Source organism: Halopiger goleimassiliensis (genome assembly GCF_000455345.1).
GTDB classification, from domain to species: Archaea; Halobacteriota; Halobacteria; order Halobacteriales; family Natrialbaceae; genus Halopiger_A; species Halopiger_A goleimassiliensis.
In genome coordinates this window covers 2,272,741-2,290,130 of sequence record NZ_HG315690.1, presented here as the reverse complement: position 1 = coordinate 2,290,130, position 17,390 = coordinate 2,272,741, and the positions used below count along the sequence as shown (strand labels likewise).

The window sequence follows — 17,390 nt, the reverse complement described above, 5'->3', positions numbered from 1 at the left end:
TCAGTCCTCCTCGTGAAACACGAGCATCTTTTCGATTTTTTGATTTTCTTCCATTTTATCACTATTTGCCCGCATTCCAAAGTGAGGCCCGTATACTTCTTTGCTCACCGAATTCCCTAATGTAAGGCCGTGTTTCTGGGCTTCTTCGATAAGAATCTCGTTTGTATCGATGTGTTCACCATCAACGACAGAAGTAGCGTTTACGATGACAGCACATCCATCATCACGGAGAACCCGTGCGACGTTTCCTAGAACAGCGGACATATCGTTCCTGTATCTGCTGACTTTGTCGCCCTTACGTCGGAGATGACGCCCGATCTCACGCTGATTGAACGTGTCCACGTCCAAGTCGAGCCACTTGAATCGGAACTTATGATACAGCCCGTAGTCCCAAGAGTTGAGATACGGTGGACTCGTAACGACGAAATCTGCACAATCACTCGGGACGCCTTCCATCTCTCGTGAGTCCTCATTGTAGATCTCGGCCTCAACCGACTCGGGCACTTCTGCCTCAAGACTTCGAAGCTTATCCAGAATATGATTTGCCTGCTCAGTGAACCTCTCAAGGCATTCTTTGTTATCTATGTCGTTCTCTACCTGCGTATATCGTGATTCACTATCCTGGTTTGAAACACCAACAATAATTCGAGAGAAGGCGATACGTAGAACATCGTATACTCGTTCATTCTGTACCTTCTCAATCCGCCGTTTGATGACTGCTAACTCTTTTTGTACGTTTTTATTGAACCAGTCGTCTCTATTATGGAATTCCGGTATCTCAGGCTCCTCGAACGACTTGCCGAGGAGATTTTGTTGACCGTATAGGCTATTGACATCTGTCGATATATCAGAGATGACTTCTCGGGTGAGGCGACGGTCGCCATCTTGAAGCTTCGTTGTTTTTACTTTAGCAATCAAGCAGGCGAGTGGATTTGCGTCTACACCGATCGCATTGCGTCCCAGGGATAAGCTCTCAACTAGAGTAGTTCCAGAACCACTGAAAGGATCGAGGACAGCATCTCCTTCGTCGGTATATTCTCGAATCAGGTAACGAGGGATTTCTGGTGAGAACTTAGCAAAGTACGGGTGAATATCGTGGGTGAGTTCTTTACTACTGCTATCCTTTATCGTGCTCCAATCTTTCTCGTCGAGAGTCTCGAACTCCATATTAAGTCCTTACCAGAAACGATATCTGCGTCATCGAATATAAATTGTGATATGGTGGTCAGACTCTCACTGCCCTCGCGTCTTCCTCGCGTAAATAGAACCGATAGAACGGATCATATTGAGTGTCAACTTCTGGTCGAGATGTATTCCAAGTTCCAAATCCGAAGATGAGCCCAGTAATTTCTCGATTGAGTTCGTCCCCGAGTCGTTCAAGGAGAGCATCGCGCTTACTGTAGTACAAATTGAATTTCTCTTCCAAAGCCTCGTCAAACCGCTTGTCGACCTCTACAATGACGAGATTGTTGTCAGCGTCTATCGCGACGATATCTGGAGTACGATCATACAGATGCTCGAAAGCTAGATTCAGATTTGCTCGATCGCCGATACCCCCACGACTGCTACCAGGTTGATCAGTATATAACACGTCATGGTTGTGGTCTTCCAACCAAATCTTGATTTCGCGGATCGCTAGGGATTGAGTTCGACGTATCACGTCTCCCCGAAAAGTGGGACACGAATAGCATACGTCTTTCCCTCTTGCTTATATGACTATACAAGAACCACCGCGTGGTTTGAGGTCTACACGTCGATTTGGTCGCTCTGATCAGCGTAGTAGAGTTCGTCTGCGAATTCCTTCATCAAGCGATAATATAGTTCGTCTTCGTTCTCCTGGAACCACCAGAAGTCGCTCGGGAGGTTTCGGAAGAATATACGAAGATCGCGGATTTTCTCACCTTCCTCGTTATATGCGAAGAGTATCTCTGACATCTTCGCCATGCCTGGATACGGGTCGAGATTCCCGGTTCCTTTTGTCCGCCATCCTTGCCGATCTGGATTTGGGCCTGGTATTGAGGTAACATAATCGTTGTCAACCCGAATCCAGCTCCGTCGTCGTCCGTTCTTTGTTTTGAGGATAGACTCGGGGTCAAAATCTGAAGCGATGTCTTCGACTGTCTGTGTGACAGTCTCCATCGATCCGTTCTGGTTACTGTTGACCGCCCAATTACAGAGATTAGCGAGTCGATCAGCTTTCTCGTCATGATCCTCTTCGGTAAACATGAGGGCGAGGCACGGTGGATCGTAGATCTGGTTTGCTTTCCGGAAGGTTTCAGCAAACCACGTGAGATATGCCGTGTCTGTATCATATGACTCGACCTTTTGGAAGATTACGCTCGGTACGCCTTCCATGGCTGGCTTTACCTGCCGAGGGATGCGTTGGGCGATATTATTGTAGGTAAGTTCGTGGTATGTCGTCTCAACTGAAAGGACCGGTTCCTCATCGACTACGAGAATGATATCGGGAGCACACCACTGAACGATCTCTTGTACTGGTTTGGGTGCGATGACCTTCTCATCGTGCATCGCACGGCGATCCAGGTCGAATTCGAAATAGGATCCGTTCAGGTAACTGTCCTCTCCTCCACCTCGTTTAGCGATGTAGACGTTGTCGATCTCGAACTCGAGGTTGTCACCTACGTTACTGAGAAAACCTGTATCTTCGTTCACCAATTCACCCGATGTTTCCGAATAGATGTCGACCGTCGAACTCACGATAGATGCTACAAAATCCTTCCTAAAAGTATTAACTACCAGTTCCACTTAGAGACTAGCAGAATTAAATGCTTGATCTAGTGAAGAAACTCTGTGCTCTGATTTGCAATAACAAGTCAAAAATAACCTGTGATATCTGTGACGGATGATTAGGTGTCTTCGAGGTATAACCGATGCTTTTCCAGCTTCACCCGTTCCGAACATTTGTCGAAGTGTATGTCCAGTACATCTATCCCCACGTTCATCCGGTCAATCACGGTCTTCTCTGAGAGGTCGATGAGTGACTATGCCCATGTGACGCCTCAGAGTGTACTCTATTCGCCTTTTGATTACGACTGTCCTCCCGCAGAGGGTAGCAGACGCGATTCTATGACGTTCGTTCACTTCTTCTCGTAAATGTATGGATAGAAAGCTGGCCTCGGCACTCATAGGGCTCGTCGTCACCGGGTGCCGAGTCCGGCTCGGAGCGGGTGCGTCGTCATCGGCCACTCGAGCGTAGGACACCCCCGACAAAGACGGTTTGGACTCGAGTCCGGCGGTCGACTACTCGCTCCGGGAACCGGGCATAGCGGCGTTGAACTCGTCGACGAGGTTCTGCAGTCGCGACCCGCTCCGGTGGGAGAACGTCTGCGGTGCTCGAGCGGTCGCGCTCGAGGTGGGCGGCGTCTGCGGTCGCGTCGCTGTGTGGTTGGGAGACGGTTCGGCGTCGGTGTGAAATCGTGGCGGTCGGGTGCTCATGTCGGTCGGGTTCGGTCGCGCGGTCGGCAAACGGTACTCGTCGAGAACGAATCAGGCTCCTACGTGTACGACCGACATCTGTGTACCTCCGTCTATACGCTCCTCGTACATAAACGTTCATGATATATCATCCGGACGTGCGATAGTGGGTGAGAATAACACGCACGATACGTCCAGAGACTCTCGAGACGGTATTCCCCACTCGAGCGGGCGAAACCGTGACGAATTAAGGAGTCAGCGACCGGAGAGGGCGACGATGAGCGACGAGTCGTCGACGACGGGGCGGACGGGCGCGACGGGGACCGCGACAACGCTCCCCTCGATTCCCGACGACCGTGATCCTGACGTCAGTTTCGTCGTCCCTGCGCGCAACGAGGCCGACTACCTCCGGGAGACGCTCGAGAGCCTCGTCGCCCTCGACACCGACTACGTCTACGAGGTGCTCGTCGTCGACGGCGACTCGAGCGACGCCACGCCCGCCATCGCCCGCGAGTACGGGGCGACCGTCCGCCAGGAGGGTGGCTCGAGCATCGCCGCCGCGCGGAACCTCGGTGCCGACAGTGCGGACGGTGAGTGGCTGGCGTTCGTCGACGCCGACACGCGCGTCCGACCCGACTACCTCACCGAACTGGTCGGCTTCACCGAACGGGAGGGACTCGCGGCGGCGAGTTCCTACTGCCGGATCACGGGGCCGTACCGGGCGAAGCTGATGGAGGCGACGATCAACCACCTCTTCTCGCGGCTCGAGCGGCCGATTCTGCCGGGGTTCAACACGCTGGTCCATCGCCGGGCCTTCGAGGAAGTCGGCGGATTTCCCGACGTTTCCAACGAGGACACGGCGTTCAGCCGACGGCTCGCCCGGCGGTATCCGACGGCCTACCGCCGCGAGGTACTGGTCGACAGTTCGGGCCGACGGATCGCCGACAGCGGCCTGACCGGAACCGTGTGGCACTACGCGCGACTCGACGTCGACCGACTCCGGGCGACGGGCTGATCGGCCGGCCTCGCACGGAGTAGATGGGGCGGAATCGGCATGCCGATCCCTTTTCGCCGTGGCTACCCACACTTGGTTCGTGTCGAACGTCCCACCGGAAGCGGAGCAACTCTTAGAGGACGAACCGGTGATGGCCCACCTCGGGACGTGTCTCGAGGGGCGACCGCACGTCGCACCGGTCTGGTACCGGTACGCCGAGGGTACCGTGGAGATCGTCACGACGGGCCGGAAACTGGCGAACGTTCGGAAGAACCCGCGGGTCGCGCTCTCGATTCAGGCCGACGAGGCCGGCCAGGCGCGCTGGATGGTGACGCTGCTCGGAACGGCGACGGTCGTCGAGGACGAGGCGGCGACCGAGCGGGCCCGCGAGCGGATCAACGCGAAGTACGACGCCGAGCCGGAGGCCTACAGCGAGAACACGCTGGTCCGGATCGACGTCGGCTCGACCACGTATCGAACGTACTAACGACTCGCTCGAATCGAGTCTCGAGTCGCTCCACGACGCTCAGTCCCGACCGGGAGACGGCTCCCGCAGTCCCGGATGCGTCTCGAGGTCCCGCACGCAGCGCATCTGTGCGCGGAGGTCGGGCGGACTCCCCGGTGCCTCGAGGGGTACCCCATCGCCGTCCGAATCCACCTCATCGAGCGCCTCGACCGATTTCGGGAACGTCCGGAGGTCCTTGTGGATCGCCAGGCCGGCGTACGCGCCGTCGCCGATGGCGATGGTGGTCTGGTTCTGCCCGTGGGTGACGTCACCGACGGCGTAGACGCCGTCGACGCTGGTTTCGCGGTTCTCGTTGACGGCGATCGCGCCGTCGTCGCGCAGGTCACAGCCCAGATCGGCCGCCAGGTCGGCGTTGTAGGCGCTGCCGTACATGGCGAAGCCACCCAGGTAGTCGTGTTCGGTTCCGTCGGCGAACGCGAGGCCGCCCAGCCACGGCGGTTCGTGCGCCTCGAGGCTCTCGTCCGCGTAGGCCGAGACGACGGCCGTGTCGACGAGGTCGACGGGATGAGCCTCGAGTTGGGTGGCGGTCTCGTCGTCCCACACAGGTTCCCGGTCGTCCAGCAGCAGGTCCACGTCGGCGGTGAAGTTCAGCATCGTCATCACGACGTGGGCCGCGTGTTCGTCGTGTCCGAGCACGAAGACGGGGCCGTCCCCGAGGGTGTAGGCGTCACAGTGCAGACAGTAGTGCAGGCCCCGACCCGTGAACCGCTCGAGTTCGGGGACGTCCGGACTTCGGTCCCGAAAGCCCGTTGCGAAGACGACCCGATCGGCGTCGACGGTGGCGTGGGTCGACTCGAGACGGAACCGCGGCTCCTCGTCGTCGGGCATCGAGACCGACTCGACGGCGTCGGGGTAGAAGTCGCCGCCGTAGTGCTCGAGCTGGTCGACGGCGTGGGTGGCGAGCTGCTGGCCGGAGACGTCCTCCGAGACGCCCAGCAGGTTGTGGACGTGATCGACCATCGCGTGGCGACCGCCCTCCTTCTCGAAGACGGCCGTGGGATGGCCCAGACGGGTCGTGTAGAGCGCGGTCGTCAGCCCGGCAGGTCCCCCGCCGATCACGACGACCTCGTAGCTCGGAATCGAACGGTCACTCATCGCCCGGCCCTCCACTCCGGAGGGAGTTGACGCTGTGGGGTGCGTATGCCCCCTCGAACGCCGAGGCCGTCCGGATTCGACCCCGTGGCTCTCGCCAGATTTCGGAACGGCACCTATTTGGCGGCATTGGTGCCTACGGTGTGACGGAACTCCACCGACGCGTCCCCGAAACACATGACGGTAGTACAGGCGGCCATCGACGTGGGATCGCTACTCGAGGAGTCGGGCGGTCTCTTCCAGTACGCGCTGGTGTTCGTCCTCGCGGCGATCCCGGTCGTCGAGATTCTCGTCGTCGTGCCGATCGCGATCGGCCTGGGACTCGACCCCGTGACGACGGCCGTGGTCGCGTTCGTCGGCAACGTCGCGTCGGTGTACGCGCTCGTCGTCGTCCACCAGCGGCTTCGGGCCTGGTGGCGGTCGCGTCGCTCCGACCCGGACCCGGACTCGAGCGACAGATACGCGCGAGCCCGGCGGCTGTGGAACGCCTACGGACTGCCCGGTCTCGCCCTCGGTTCGCCGGTTCTCACCGGGGTCCACGTCGCCACGCTCGTCGCGTTGCTCGCGGGTAGTCCCGTCCGGCGAACGGCGGCGTGGATGACCGTCGGCATCGCGGTCTGGACGGTCCTGCTGACCGCCGGCTCGGTGTTCGGCTTCTCGCTGCTGGGCGTGGTCTGATCGGTCGCTGCAGACCCACGAACGGGTCGATACGGTCCCCGTTCGGTCAACGGGACGGAGTGTCCGGCGCAGTCCGAATGGGGTTGAAACGGGGCGGCGGTGGAGGACCGTCCATGAGTCTGGACCACGCCGTGGACCTCGAGTTACCGACGACCGACGCCGAGGAGGCCGACCTCGAGCAGGGATCGATCTTCTTCGTCGGAACCGCGACGGTGATCCTCGAGTACGCCGGATTCACGCTTCTCACGGACCCGAACTTCCTCCACAGCGGTGATCACGTCCACCTGGGCTACGGGATCACCTCCCGGCGGCGAACCGATCCGGCCCTCGAGATCGAGGAGCTCCCGGCGATCGATTTCGTCCTCCTGTCGCACTACCACGGTGATCACTTCGACCGGGTCGCCGAGGAGAAACTGGACCCCGAACTGCCGATCGTGACGACGCCCCACGCCGCGGCGGAACTGGCCGCGAAGGGCTTTCGCGAGACCCACCCGCTCGAGACCTGGGAGGAGTGTCGCGTTCGGAAGGGCGACGCCCGGCTCTCGATCACGGCGCTGCCCGGTCGCCACGGCCCGCCGGTGGTCTCGAAGGGGCTGCCGCCGGTGATGGGCAGCATGCTCGAGTTCCACCCCGCCGACGCCTCGCCGGAGGACCCGCCGCTGCTTCGCCTCTACGTCTCGGGAGACACCCTCGTGTACGACGCGCTCGAGGAGATCCCGGAGCGCTACCCCGACATCGACCTCGGACTCTTCCACCTCGGCGGGACGCGGATCCTCGGCGTCCTCCTGACGATGGACGCCGCACAGGGCGTCGAGGCCGTCGACCTGATCGATCCGGACGTCGCGATCCTGATCCACTACAACGACTACGAGGTGTTCCGCTCCCCGCTGTCGAACTTCAAGGCTGCCGTCGAGAAGGCCGGACTCGAGGACCGCGTCGAGTACCTCGAGCACGGGGAGAGCTACGAGTTCGAGCCGTCGGATCGCCGCGAGTAGGACCCCGGCAGCGACCGACACTGAACGTTCACGGCACCGGCGCGATATCGTCGGTTATGGCCCGTGAATACGACAAACTCGTTCGAGACGAGATTCCGGCAATCATCGAGGAAAACGGCGAGACCCCGGTCGTCCGGACCGCGAGCGATGACGACGAGTACGCAGCCTACCTCGTCGAGAAGCTCCGCGAGGAAGTCACAGAGTACGCCGAGGATCGATCCCCCGAGGAGCTGGCGGATATCCTCGAGGTCGTCCGCGCGATCCGGGAGTTCGAGGGCCTCACCGCGGACGAACTCGAGGCGCTCCGAGCGGAGAAGGCTGCGGAACGAGGCGGCTTCCAGGAACGCATCGTCCTCGAGCGCGTCGAGTCGTAACGTCGACTCGGTGGTCGATCGCTCCCTCTCCGGAGTCCACCGCGTCTCAGTCGTCCCCCTCGAGTCGTTCGCGGACGGCGGCCACCACCAGCGGCAGCGAGATCGTCGCGTCGCCGTAGACCGAGACGTTCTCGGCGTCTTTCTCGAGTTTGCCCCACGAGCGGGCCTCGTCCAGCGTCGCGCCGGAGAGGCCGCCGGTCTGTTTGGGATCCATCGTCAACTGGACGGCGTAGTCGTACGCGCGGGGGGTGACGAGCATCGTCTGGAGGGTGAAGTTCTTCGGGACGCCGCCGCCGACGACGAACGCGCCGGCCTCGTCGGCCTCGAACGCGATGTCGGTCAGCGGCGTCATGTCCGCGAGCGCGTCCAGCGAGAACGGCGAGGTCTGGGAGTACATCCACGCCTGGAGGCCGAGGACGGAGTCCTGGACGGCGGGACAGTAGATCGGCACGTCCGACTCGTAGGCCGCCGCGGCGATGCCGGGGTCCTCGTCGACGTCGTCGCGTTCGTTCACCGCCGCGTTCGCGCGACCGAGTTCTTCGGTGAGCCGCTGGATCGAGACGGGACCGTCCGCCTCACACTCTCCCTCGAGCACGGGGAAAACTTCCTCGCGGAGGTGCGACTCGAACGTCGCGAAGTACTCCTGTGGGAGGTAGACGTTGTAGATGCGGTCGACGCCCTCGTCGCGCAAGGTCTCGTCGTGCTCGCGTTCGGTCTTGCCCTCGGCGGTGACCTCCCCGTGGTGGTGTTTGCCGCCGATGGCCTCGATAGCATCGTGGGTGAGGTTCGCGCCGGTCGTGACCAGCACGTCGACGTAACCGTCCCGGATGAGGTCAGCGACGATCCGGCGCATCCCCGCGGGGACCATCGCGCCCGCGAGCGAGAAGAAGACGGTCACGTCGTCGGCGAACATCGACTCGGTCACGTGGACGGCTTCGTGGAGGTCCGCCGCGCCGACCCCTGCGTTGCCGTACTCGTCGGCGAGTTCGCCGACGGTCATCCCGGCACGGACTTCGGCGTGAGCGACAGGGTCGTGCGAGAACGTCTCCCGCTCGGGATCGTGGTGGCCCTCGTCCTCGCTGTTGCCGTCAGCCGCGGCGTCACTGCCGCTGTCGTGATCGTCGGTCATGCCTTCTCCTCGGCGAGCCAGCCGTTTGAACGCCGCGATCCGGTATCGATGCCCGTCTTTCTTACAGGCCGGTCGGCGACTCCAGGTAGGTCGTCTCGAGACCCCAGTCCTCGACGAGGTCCTGTAGCGCCCGCACGCCGAACGTCTCGGTCGCGTAGTGACCGGCGAGCACGACGTTGATGCCCGCTTCGCGGGCCTCGTGGTAGACCTGGTGTTTGCCCTCGCCGGTCACGAGCGCGTCCGCGCCGGCGGCGACGGCCTCGTCGAGCCAGTCGGTGCCGCTGCCGGTGACGATCGCCACGTCCTCGACCTCGTCCGGACCGAACTCGAGACACCGAACGGGTCTGTCGCCCGTCCGGAGTTCGTCCTCGAGTTCGTCGCACAACTGCTCGCGGCTGTAGGGTTCGGGGGCAGTCCCCCGCTGTCCGATATACTCGGGGCCGAGTTCGCCGAACGGCGAGCGGTCCTCGAGGCCGAGCACGTCGGCCACGCCGGCGGCGTTGCCGAGTTCCTGGTGGCCGTCGAGCGGGAGGTGCGAGACGTACAGCGCGAGGTCGTTCGCGAGCAGGGGCTCGAGACGGTCGTAGGTGCGGCCGGTGACGCGATCGAAGCCGCCCCAGGAGACCCCGTGGTGGGTGACGAGCAGGTCGGCGTCGGCCTCGATGGCGCGCTCGAAGGTCTCCGCGACGCCGTCGACGGCGACGGCGACGCGTTCGACCTGTTTCTCGTCGGGGCCGACCTGCAGGCCGTTGGCGCTGGCGTCGAGGTCCGCGAAGTCGTCGGTCCGCAGTCGGTCGTCGAGTCGGTCGACGATCGCCGAGAGGTCCATCGTCATGGGCGCACGTACGGCCGCCGTCGTTTGTATCCTTGCGATCGCGGACTGCCGGTCAAGACCTCGCTGTCAGTCACCCGCCGCGGCGGGATCGACGGGCCACCACTCCCGATCCCGCATCGAGAGGTGGATGCGAGCGACGACCCCCAGGAGCGGTAACTCGAGCAGCGGCCCGATGACCAGCGCGAGCGGGACGAGCGGTTCGTGGGGGAACGCGACGACCGCGATGGCGAGGGCCGTGGGGGAGTTCCGCGAGAGGATCGTGTTGTTCAGACAGACCTGCTCCCCGTAGGAGAACGACAGCAGGCGACCGACGCTGAAGCCGACGCCGAGCGTGATCGCGTAGAACGCGATCACGGGCAGCGCGAGCAACGCGAGCAACCCGGGGTTCTCGCGGATGACGGCCCCCTGCGAGGCGAACATCGCGCCGATGGCGAGGCTCAGGAAGACGATCTGGACCGGCCCGAGGAACGGAACGAACTGCCGCGTGAACCACCGTTTTCCCCGAAGACGGATCAGAGCGACGCGAACCGCCGCACCCACGACGAGCGGGACGACGAGGACGAAGACGACGCTCTCTACCAACACGTCCAGGGGCACCACGACGAGTTCGCCCGCGAAGACGTACAGGTACACCGGCAGCAAGACGAGTTGCAACACGAGGTTGTAGGGCAGAAGCGACGTCGCCAGCGGGACGTCGCCGTCCGCGAGATCGGTGAAGACGAGATACCAGTCCGTACACGGCGTCACCAGCAGCATGACGAGCCCGACCCACAGCGCCGGCTGGTCGCGAAGGAAGGCGGCCCCGAGAGCGACGGCCACAAGCGGATTCCAGAGGAAGTTGATCAGCAGGCTCGAGCCGAGCACGCGGCGATTCCCGAACGCCGCCCGGAGTCGGGAGAGGGCGATGCCGGTGAACGCCGCGAACAGCATCACCATCAGGAACGGCAGGATCAGCCGATCGGCGACGGCGGGAACGCCGGGTACCTGCCCGAGCGCCAGGCCGCCGACGACGGCGACGAGGACGAGCGCCGACTGGTATCGTTCGACGAGATCCACACCCGTGATTACGGCTCGCGTGCCTTACGGAACGTGGTTCTCGCGCCTTCCTGTGAGGATTCCGGCATGGCCGTCGGCGAGCCGTCGTTTTACCGTCTCCGCGACCGTTCGCTCGAGTATGTCGCGCGAGACGATCTCCCACGAGGACGGTGCGATCTACGAGTTCACGCCCGATCTCGAGCCGATCGAGACCGTCGAATCGGGCGCGCAGGTGACGATCGAGACCCGGGACAGCTTGGACGGCTCGGTCCAGGCGGAGTCGGACCTGATCGACTCCGTGCCGGAAGAGGTCAACGCCGCCACGGGACCGATCGCGGTCGAGGGGGCCGAACCCGGCGACGTCCTGCGGGTCGAGATCGAGGCGATGCGCGTCGCCGAGGACCGCGGGCGGGTCATCACCATCGACGGCTTCGGCTTGCTCGACGGGGACGACGAGATCGAAGCCCCGAGGAGCCGGATCACGCCCGTTGAGGACGGGGACGGCGATCCGACGATCACGTTCGAGGACTGCGAGGTCCCGATCGATCCCGTCATCGGAACGATCGGCGTGGCACCCGACGCGGAGTCGTACACGACGCTCGTTCCCCACGACCACGGGGGCAACCTCGATACGACGGATCTGACCGGCGGCAACGTCGTCTACTTCCCGGTCTTCCAGGCGGGTGCGCTGCTCGCGATGGGCGACTGCAAGGCCGCCATGGCCGACGGCGAGATGTGCGGGACGGGGTCGGAGATCGCCTGCGAGATCGACGCCACGGTCGAGGTGCTCGAGGACCCCGGGATCGACCTCGAGCGACCGCTGATCGAGACGCCCGACGCCTGGAAGCCGGTCGCCAGCGCGGAGACGCTCGAGGAAGCCTGCCAACTGGCGAACCGGGACGCGATCGACCTGTTGTCGGCCGAGCACGGCTTCGACACCACCGACGCGTACATGTTCTCGAGCCTCGTCGGCGGCCTGGAGATCAGCCAGGTGGTCGATCCGCTGGTGACCGTCCGCAACGCCGTTCCGAAGGCGTACCTCTCCGATCCGTTCTGAATCCACAGCGGTCGGGTCTGGTTTCGATCGCGAGTCCAGACGGGTCCTACTCAGTGCCGGCAAAACTGCCACGCGTCCGTGATCGCCGCCGTAGATCGTGAGGACGAATCGGATCAGAGGCGGGTGAGTTCGCGGGTGAGTCGTTCGGCCTCTATCGGGGTGACGTCGAGGGACTCGACGGTTTGCGGTGGAACGAGCGTGCTGACCGCCGGGCTGACGGCGTCGAGCTTCAGCAGGAAGGCGGAGGCACCGATCAGTCCCACCGCGACGAGGACCCAGATGAGCAGTCCGACGACCAGGTATCCGCCCCACAGCGGCACCCACAGGAGGGCACACGCGATGACACCGATCAGTGCGCCTTCTAGCACCGAGGACGTGACTCCTTCACGGGGAGTCGCCGGCCGAACGACGAACTCGAGCGGCCCGATTGCGACGAACATCGGGAACGCGACCGATTTACTCGGTGCGACCTTCGCCGCGGAGAACAGTCCGCCGACGACGACAGAGACACCGATCAGGAGGACCCACCACCAGAATCCGGACGGGACGTACGGGCCGAGGGATTCGATGAGCCCAAGTGACTGGTCGAACGCGACGAACGCTCCCAGCAACGGCCCCGTACACAGGAGCAGGATCACGGTCGCCGACACGGATCGAACGCCATTCGGGGCGCGGTCGTCGACATCGACGTCGTCCATCGACGGCAGCTTCTCCGCCAGCGTCTGGATCGCAAACCGTTCGTCACCGTCGTACTCCGGCCAGGTCACGTCGGACGGTCGTCGCGTTTCGAGTCGTTCCGTCGCAGCCGGATGCTCGAACTTCTGTCGAGCGAGTTCGTACTGATCGGTTTCGACGTACTGTTCGTACAGTTCGTCGATCAACGCCCTCGAGAAGTTCGTCGTAACGCGATCGACGTCGGGATGTGCCTCGTAGAGCGACTCGAACGTCGAGAGCGTCTTCTCCGCGCGCTGAATGCGCCCGTCGTCGACCTGGGCGTGGACGAGGGACAGTAACGCCCACGAATACGGGGTCGCCACCGCGTCGGAATGTGTCTCGTGGAGCGTATCCAGTCGATCGCAGACCGACGCCGCCGGATCGAGTCGGTCGACGCCACAGTAGGACCTGACCCGCTCCTTGTGCAACTCCGCCAGTCTCGAGGCGACGTCGTCGGTCGGGTGATCCTCGTATCGTCGTTTGGCTTCCTCCGAGTAGCGTTCCATCGCGTCGATCCGCTCGTGTTCGTCCGCGTCCTCGGCGATCGCCGCGACTGCGGTGATGAACGCCTCGGCGATCTCGTCGACGGGGTGGCGGCCGTAAAGCGATCTCAGGCGGTCGATCTGTCGTTCCTGGGCCTCCCAGTCGTCGTCCATCCGGTACGTAATCGACGAGAGGGCCACGATCCAGCTCAACTCGGCTGCGACGCCGTCGGTTTCGTGGGCTTCGTAGAGCTCCTCGATACGGTCGAGGGCGTCGTGCTCTCTCCCTGCCAGGCCCCCGTCCTCGTCGAGTCGGCTGACGACGTGGTTCCGGGCGTCCGCCACGTGCCCGGCAGCTACGTGACGGGCGATTACCGCCGAGGACCCGTCGTAGAGCGCTTCGAGCCGCGAAAGCGCCTCCGCTGCGGCGTTCAGATCCCCCTCGTCACCCTCCATCGCCACCGCGTGACTGAGGCCGCGGCCGTACTGTTCTGCAACGTCACCGTACGTCTCGTGGAGCGTTTCGAGCCGACGGACGTCCGCTCGAACCCGTTCGGCCGAACATCGCTCTCTGAACTGTTCGCCGCGACCGGCCCAGTCCGTCGCGTTGGCGAGCGCTCGAGCGACCGCCGGCCTGAGGTCGGAATCGGCACCATCGTCCGAGAGCTCCTGGAGCGTCGCGATGTGGTCGCGTTCCGTCTCTATCGCCCCGTCGGAACCCGCTTCGTCCGCGGCTTCGACGAGTAACTCCGCCAGTTCCTGGCGTTCGTCGGCGGTCAACGCGGTCTGCTCTCGTAGCTCGTCGATCCGCGTCGCCCGATCGGTGGCCGCTGCCGTCCGGTCAGACATACGGTCGATACGGGGTACCGTCTTCGATTCGTCGTCTCGACGGACGATCGGTCGGGTGCTGTAGCCATGTCTGCTCCTCGCTCATCAGTCATCGATAGCGTACCTATCGCTGACATAAAAATCGAAACGCTACGTGCTTCGTCGAGAACCCTCGTTGGACTAGGTTCTGTCACAGGGTGGATTCCCCGGTGACGGCACGGGGGCCGTCAGAACGAGACGCTGGCGTGTTCGAAGACGAACTCGCGCAGGAGTTTTCCGGCGAGGGCGGCCGCCTGCCCGTCGTCCCGGTCGTTGACCTCGACCACGTCGAACCCGTTGGCGTGGGAGGCGACCTGTCGGACCACGTCCCGCAGTTCGCGTGGCTCGAGGCCGAACGGTTCCGTCGTCCCGGTTCCAGGGGCGTAGGCAGGGTCCGCGGCGTCGATATCGACGGTCAGGTAACAGTTCCGGGCGGCGAGGTCGTCGGGGAGCGACCAGTCGCGCACGTCCTCGGGTGGGACGACGGTCACGTCGTCGGCCGCTGCTCGTTCCCACTCGGCCTCGCTGCCCGTCCGGACCCCGAGGAGGACGGCCTCCTCGACGCCCTCGACCTCGAGGATCCGTCTGGTGACGGCGGCGTGGGAGAGTTCGTTGCCGTCGTAGGCGTCGTACAGGTCGAGGTGGGCGTCCAGACAGACCACGACGTCGGGGTCGACGGCGCGGACGCCCGCCAGCGAGACGGTGTGTTCACCGCCCAGCAGGAGGGGGACGGCATCGTCACGGACGACGTCGCGCAGGGTGCCCTCGAGCCACTCGAGGTAGTCGGCCACGTCGTCCCACGCGCGGACGTCACCGTGGTCGGCGACGCCCAGTTCCGAAAAGTGAAGCCCCGTTCGACGATCGTAGTCGTCGAACGGTTCCGCAAACGTCCTGATCCGTCGGGGACCGAAGCGGGTCCCCGGCTGAAAGGTCGTCGAGGCGTCCAGGGGCGCACCGACGACCACGAAGTTCGCGTCCTCCGAATCGGCCGCGTGGCCGGCGTCGGACCCGTTCGTCCGGTAGTCGGTCGCCCCGGGAAACATCAGACGATCTTGCGCTGGTCCTCGAGCTCGAGGTACTCGATCTCGTCGTCGGGCGAGACGTCGGCGTCCTCGGGGACGCGCATCGTGATCGTCTCGTAGGTCTCTAAGTCCATGACCTGCATGTCGTCGCCGTCGACCGAGACGACCTGTCCCTGTTTCCGGTCGATGATCGGCACCCATATCTTCGCGTCGACCGGCTGGGAGAGCGATCGCTTCTTGCCGTCGAAGACGCCCTCGGCCTCGATGCGGGCCTTGGCGCTGCCGTGTTTCCCGGGCTTCGCCGTCGAGTAGGAGTTGATCTTGCACGCGGCGTCGTCGATCATTACGTAGCTGCCTTCCTGGAGGTCGCGAACTTCGGTCTGCTGTTTCGCCATGTCCCGGGGTAATCAACCGACGGCCATAAACCGTTTGGAATCGCTCGTCTTCGATTCCGCCCAGCTAACACGTCACACGCGCCGGATCCCGGTCTCCGAGCACGGGGAAAACTTCAATCGTCGTGGCCCGGCAACCACCGCCGGATGCGCGTCACACTCGTCGCGGTCGGACTCCTCGCCGTGGTCGCCCTCGTCGCGGTCCTCGTCCATCGCCGTCGGGTCCGTAACCGCCCCGGCGAGGACCGCGCCCTCCGGTCCACCCTCGACGAGCGACTCGCCGCGGCACTGCCGCCCGGCAGAGGGTCGCACCTCGAGACGGCCCCGACCGTCCGTCGTCTCGCCGTCGTAGAGCGCGTCGACGATGGCGAGACGTCGAGTCCCGTCTACGCGCCGGTCGTCAGGGTGGACCTCGAGACGGTCGACGCGCCGGGGACGGAGTTCGCGCTCGAGTACGTCGCAGACGTCCTCGCTGCGATCCATCCCACGCTCCGCGAGCGCGACGCTGGCGTTCGATACTACGACGTGGAGTTCACGTTCGGTCCGGACGGCCTGCTCGTGTCGGGCGAGTGTCGACGAGTGACGGTCCCGCCGGAGTTCGCGGACCGCCTCGTCGACGACGACGGGTACCGGGCGTACGACCTCCGGAGGGACCTCAAGCGGGGCGACGCCACGACGGGGCCGCCGTCGCTGTGGGAACCCTGTCGGGACGCGTGACGTCGGGATTTCACGGGCGTCCTGCAGGACCCTGACGGGCACTGAGTCGGCTCGAGCGCCTTCGACGTGCCGACTCCGATCGACGTGGCAACCCTCCTCCGGACCACCGGTCGAACGGTCAAGGTTGACGAACTTTTTCCCTCGGCCGGCCGTAGTGCCGCTCGTGACGACGATCGAGACGGTCCTGTTGGTTGCGCTGGCGGCCGGTGCGGCCACCGGAATCGGAGCGGTGCCGCTGCTAGTGACGAACCGCGTGAGCCATCGCGTCTACGACGGGTCGCTGGGCCTGGCCGCGGGGATCATGGTCGGCGCGGCCGTGTTCGCGCTCGTGCTTCCGGGCCTCGAACTGGGGTCGCCGTTCGAGGTCGTCGGCGGCATCGTCGTCGGCGGCGGCTTCCTGCTCGGGGCCAACGCGCTCTTTCCGCACGTCCACCTGCTGTTTCGGGGTGAACAGGTCGAGGGGACCCGGGTGCGCGATCCCGCGGGTGACCTGCCGACGCTCGCCGGGCGCCTCGAGCGCACGAAAAGCGACGATCCGAACCCGTCCGACCCCGTCGGGGACGACCTCCGGCGGGCCGCGCTGGTCGGCGCGACGGTCACAATCCACAACGTCCCCGAAGGACTGGCGGTCGGCATCGCCTTCGCCAGTGGGGAGACGGCCCTCGGGTTCGCCATCGCGACGGCCATCGCCGTCCAGAACGTCCCCGACGGCTTCGCGATGGCCGTCCCCGCCGTCCGCGCGGGGGTCTCCGGGCCGCGGACGCTGTTGTATACGACGCTGTCGGGTGCCGTTCCCGAACCGATCGCCGCCGGAGTCGGGTTCGGGGCCGTCGCCGTCGTCGCCGGCCTCTTCCCGTTCGCCGCCGGCTTCGCCGCGGGCGCGATGATCGCCGTCGTTTTCCGGGAACTCGTTCCCTCGAGCCACGGTCACGGCTACGCCGACACCTCGACTGCGGCGTTCGTCGCCGGATTCGCGCTGATGCTGGTCGTGGATACGGTGCTCGCGGTGTGATGGCCGTGCGGGCAACGCTTGGTCGTTCGATAGC

At 63.8% G+C, this 17,390-nt stretch carries 18 protein-coding genes; 8 read left to right on the top strand and 10 right to left on the bottom strand.

Annotated features, from left to right (window positions below):
• From TX79_RS19035 to TX79_RS11205, 3 genes are all read right to left on the bottom strand, one after another.
• Complete coding sequence (locus tag TX79_RS19035; RefSeq protein WP_081655547.1) at positions 1 to 1,167, bottom strand: DNA methyltransferase; 1,167 nt, start codon at positions 1,165 to 1,167, stop codon at positions 1 to 3.
• Between the two features lie 579 nt (positions 1,168 to 1,746).
• Entirely contained in the window at positions 1,747 to 2,718 is a 972-nt protein-coding gene (locus TX79_RS11210) for a hypothetical protein (RefSeq protein ID WP_154660505.1), read from the bottom strand.
• 543 nt (positions 2,719 to 3,261) lie between these two features.
• The gene (locus tag TX79_RS11205; RefSeq protein WP_049927528.1) at positions 3,262 to 3,456 is read right to left on the bottom strand and encodes a hypothetical protein; all 195 of its coding nucleotides are present in this window, start codon (positions 3,454 to 3,456) and stop codon (positions 3,262 to 3,264) included.
• A gap of 256 nt (positions 3,457 to 3,712) precedes the next feature.
• On the opposite strand from TX79_RS11205, the gene TX79_RS11200 reads away from it, so the two are divergent.
• Both TX79_RS11200 and TX79_RS11195 read left to right on the top strand, forming a co-directional pair.
• A complete protein-coding gene (locus TX79_RS11200; RefSeq protein ID WP_081655546.1) occupies positions 3,713 to 4,450 on the top strand; it encodes a glycosyltransferase in 738 nt (245 codons plus the stop codon).
• A 79-nt stretch (positions 4,451 to 4,529) separates the two neighbouring features.
• Positions 4,530 to 4,916 (top strand): pyridoxamine 5'-phosphate oxidase family protein, encoded by a 387-nt coding sequence (locus TX79_RS11195; protein WP_049927526.1) that lies wholly within the window; start codon positions 4,530 to 4,532, stop codon positions 4,914 to 4,916.
• Between the two features lie 39 nt (positions 4,917 to 4,955).
• Here TX79_RS11195 and TX79_RS11190 read toward each other — a convergent pair whose 3' ends face one another.
• Positions 4,956 to 6,050, bottom strand: a complete 1,095-nt coding sequence (locus TX79_RS11190) for an NAD(P)/FAD-dependent oxidoreductase (protein WP_049927525.1) — start codon at positions 6,048 to 6,050, stop codon at positions 4,956 to 4,958.
• A 174-nt stretch (positions 6,051 to 6,224) separates the two neighbouring features.
• On the opposite strand from TX79_RS11190, the gene TX79_RS11185 reads away from it, so the two are divergent.
• The 3 genes from TX79_RS11185 (at position 6,225) to TX79_RS11175 (ending at position 8,094) form a co-directional block, all read left to right on the top strand.
• Positions 6,225 to 6,725: a small multi-drug export protein gene (locus TX79_RS11185; RefSeq protein ID WP_049927524.1), complete on the top strand. Its 501-nt coding sequence runs from the start codon at positions 6,225 to 6,227 to the stop codon at positions 6,723 to 6,725.
• Between the two features lie 113 nt (positions 6,726 to 6,838).
• Positions 6,839 to 7,720, top strand: a complete 882-nt coding sequence (locus tag TX79_RS11180) for an MBL fold metallo-hydrolase (RefSeq protein ID WP_049927523.1) — start codon at positions 6,839 to 6,841, stop codon at positions 7,718 to 7,720.
• A gap of 56 nt (positions 7,721 to 7,776) precedes the next feature.
• Positions 7,777 to 8,094, top strand: a complete 318-nt coding sequence (locus tag TX79_RS11175) for a nucleoside triphosphate pyrophosphohydrolase (RefSeq protein WP_049927522.1) — start codon at positions 7,777 to 7,779, stop codon at positions 8,092 to 8,094.
• A 46-nt stretch (positions 8,095 to 8,140) separates the two neighbouring features.
• On the opposite strand, the gene TX79_RS11170 is transcribed toward TX79_RS11175, so the two are convergent.
• From TX79_RS11170 to TX79_RS11160, 3 genes are all read right to left on the bottom strand, one after another.
• Positions 8,141 to 9,223 (bottom strand): deoxyhypusine synthase, encoded by a 1,083-nt coding sequence (locus TX79_RS11170; protein WP_049927521.1) that lies wholly within the window; start codon positions 9,221 to 9,223, stop codon positions 8,141 to 8,143.
• A 61-nt stretch (positions 9,224 to 9,284) separates the two neighbouring features.
• The gene (locus tag TX79_RS11165; protein ID WP_195892517.1) at positions 9,285 to 10,052 is read right to left on the bottom strand and encodes a Nif3-like dinuclear metal center hexameric protein; all 768 of its coding nucleotides are present in this window, start codon (positions 10,050 to 10,052) and stop codon (positions 9,285 to 9,287) included.
• Positions 10,053 to 10,124: 72 nt separating this feature from the next.
• The gene (locus tag TX79_RS11160) at positions 10,125 to 11,114 is read right to left on the bottom strand and encodes an arsenic resistance protein (RefSeq protein ID WP_049927519.1); all 990 of its coding nucleotides are present in this window, start codon (positions 11,112 to 11,114) and stop codon (positions 10,125 to 10,127) included.
• Between the two features lie 118 nt (positions 11,115 to 11,232).
• Between TX79_RS11160 and TX79_RS11155 the strand changes: the two genes are divergently transcribed.
• Positions 11,233 to 12,150 carry an acetamidase/formamidase family protein gene (locus TX79_RS11155; protein ID WP_049927518.1) on the top strand — a complete coding sequence of 306 codons (918 nt, stop codon included), beginning with the start codon at positions 11,233 to 11,235 and terminating at the stop codon, positions 12,148 to 12,150.
• A gap of 113 nt (positions 12,151 to 12,263) precedes the next feature.
• Here TX79_RS11155 and TX79_RS11150 read toward each other — a convergent pair whose 3' ends face one another.
• The 3 genes from TX79_RS11150 to TX79_RS11140 all read right to left on the bottom strand — a co-directional run bounded on the left by TX79_RS11150 (position 12,264) and on the right by TX79_RS11140 (position 15,630).
• Entirely contained in the window at positions 12,264 to 14,195 is a 1,932-nt protein-coding gene (locus tag TX79_RS11150; RefSeq protein WP_049927517.1) for a hypothetical protein, read from the bottom strand.
• Between the two features lie 206 nt (positions 14,196 to 14,401).
• The gene (speB, locus tag TX79_RS11145) at positions 14,402 to 15,256 is read right to left on the bottom strand and encodes an agmatinase (protein ID WP_049927516.1); all 855 of its coding nucleotides are present in this window, start codon (positions 15,254 to 15,256) and stop codon (positions 14,402 to 14,404) included.
• Positions 15,256 to 15,630 (bottom strand): translation initiation factor IF-5A, encoded by a 375-nt coding sequence (locus tag TX79_RS11140; RefSeq protein WP_049927515.1) that lies wholly within the window; start codon positions 15,628 to 15,630, stop codon positions 15,256 to 15,258. Before TX79_RS11140 ends, speB begins: the two co-directional genes overlap by 1 nt.
• 144 nt (positions 15,631 to 15,774) lie before the next feature.
• Here TX79_RS11140 and TX79_RS11135 point away from each other — a divergent pair, with 144 nt between their 5' ends.
• The gene (locus TX79_RS11135) at positions 15,775 to 16,344 is read left to right on the top strand and encodes a hypothetical protein (protein WP_049927514.1); all 570 of its coding nucleotides are present in this window, start codon (positions 15,775 to 15,777) and stop codon (positions 16,342 to 16,344) included.
• A gap of 163 nt (positions 16,345 to 16,507) precedes the next feature.
• Positions 16,508 to 17,356, top strand: coding sequence for a ZIP family metal transporter (locus TX79_RS11130; RefSeq protein ID WP_049928366.1), 849 nt, complete (start codon positions 16,508 to 16,510; stop codon positions 17,354 to 17,356).
• Positions 17,357 to 17,390 lie beyond the last annotated feature (34 nt).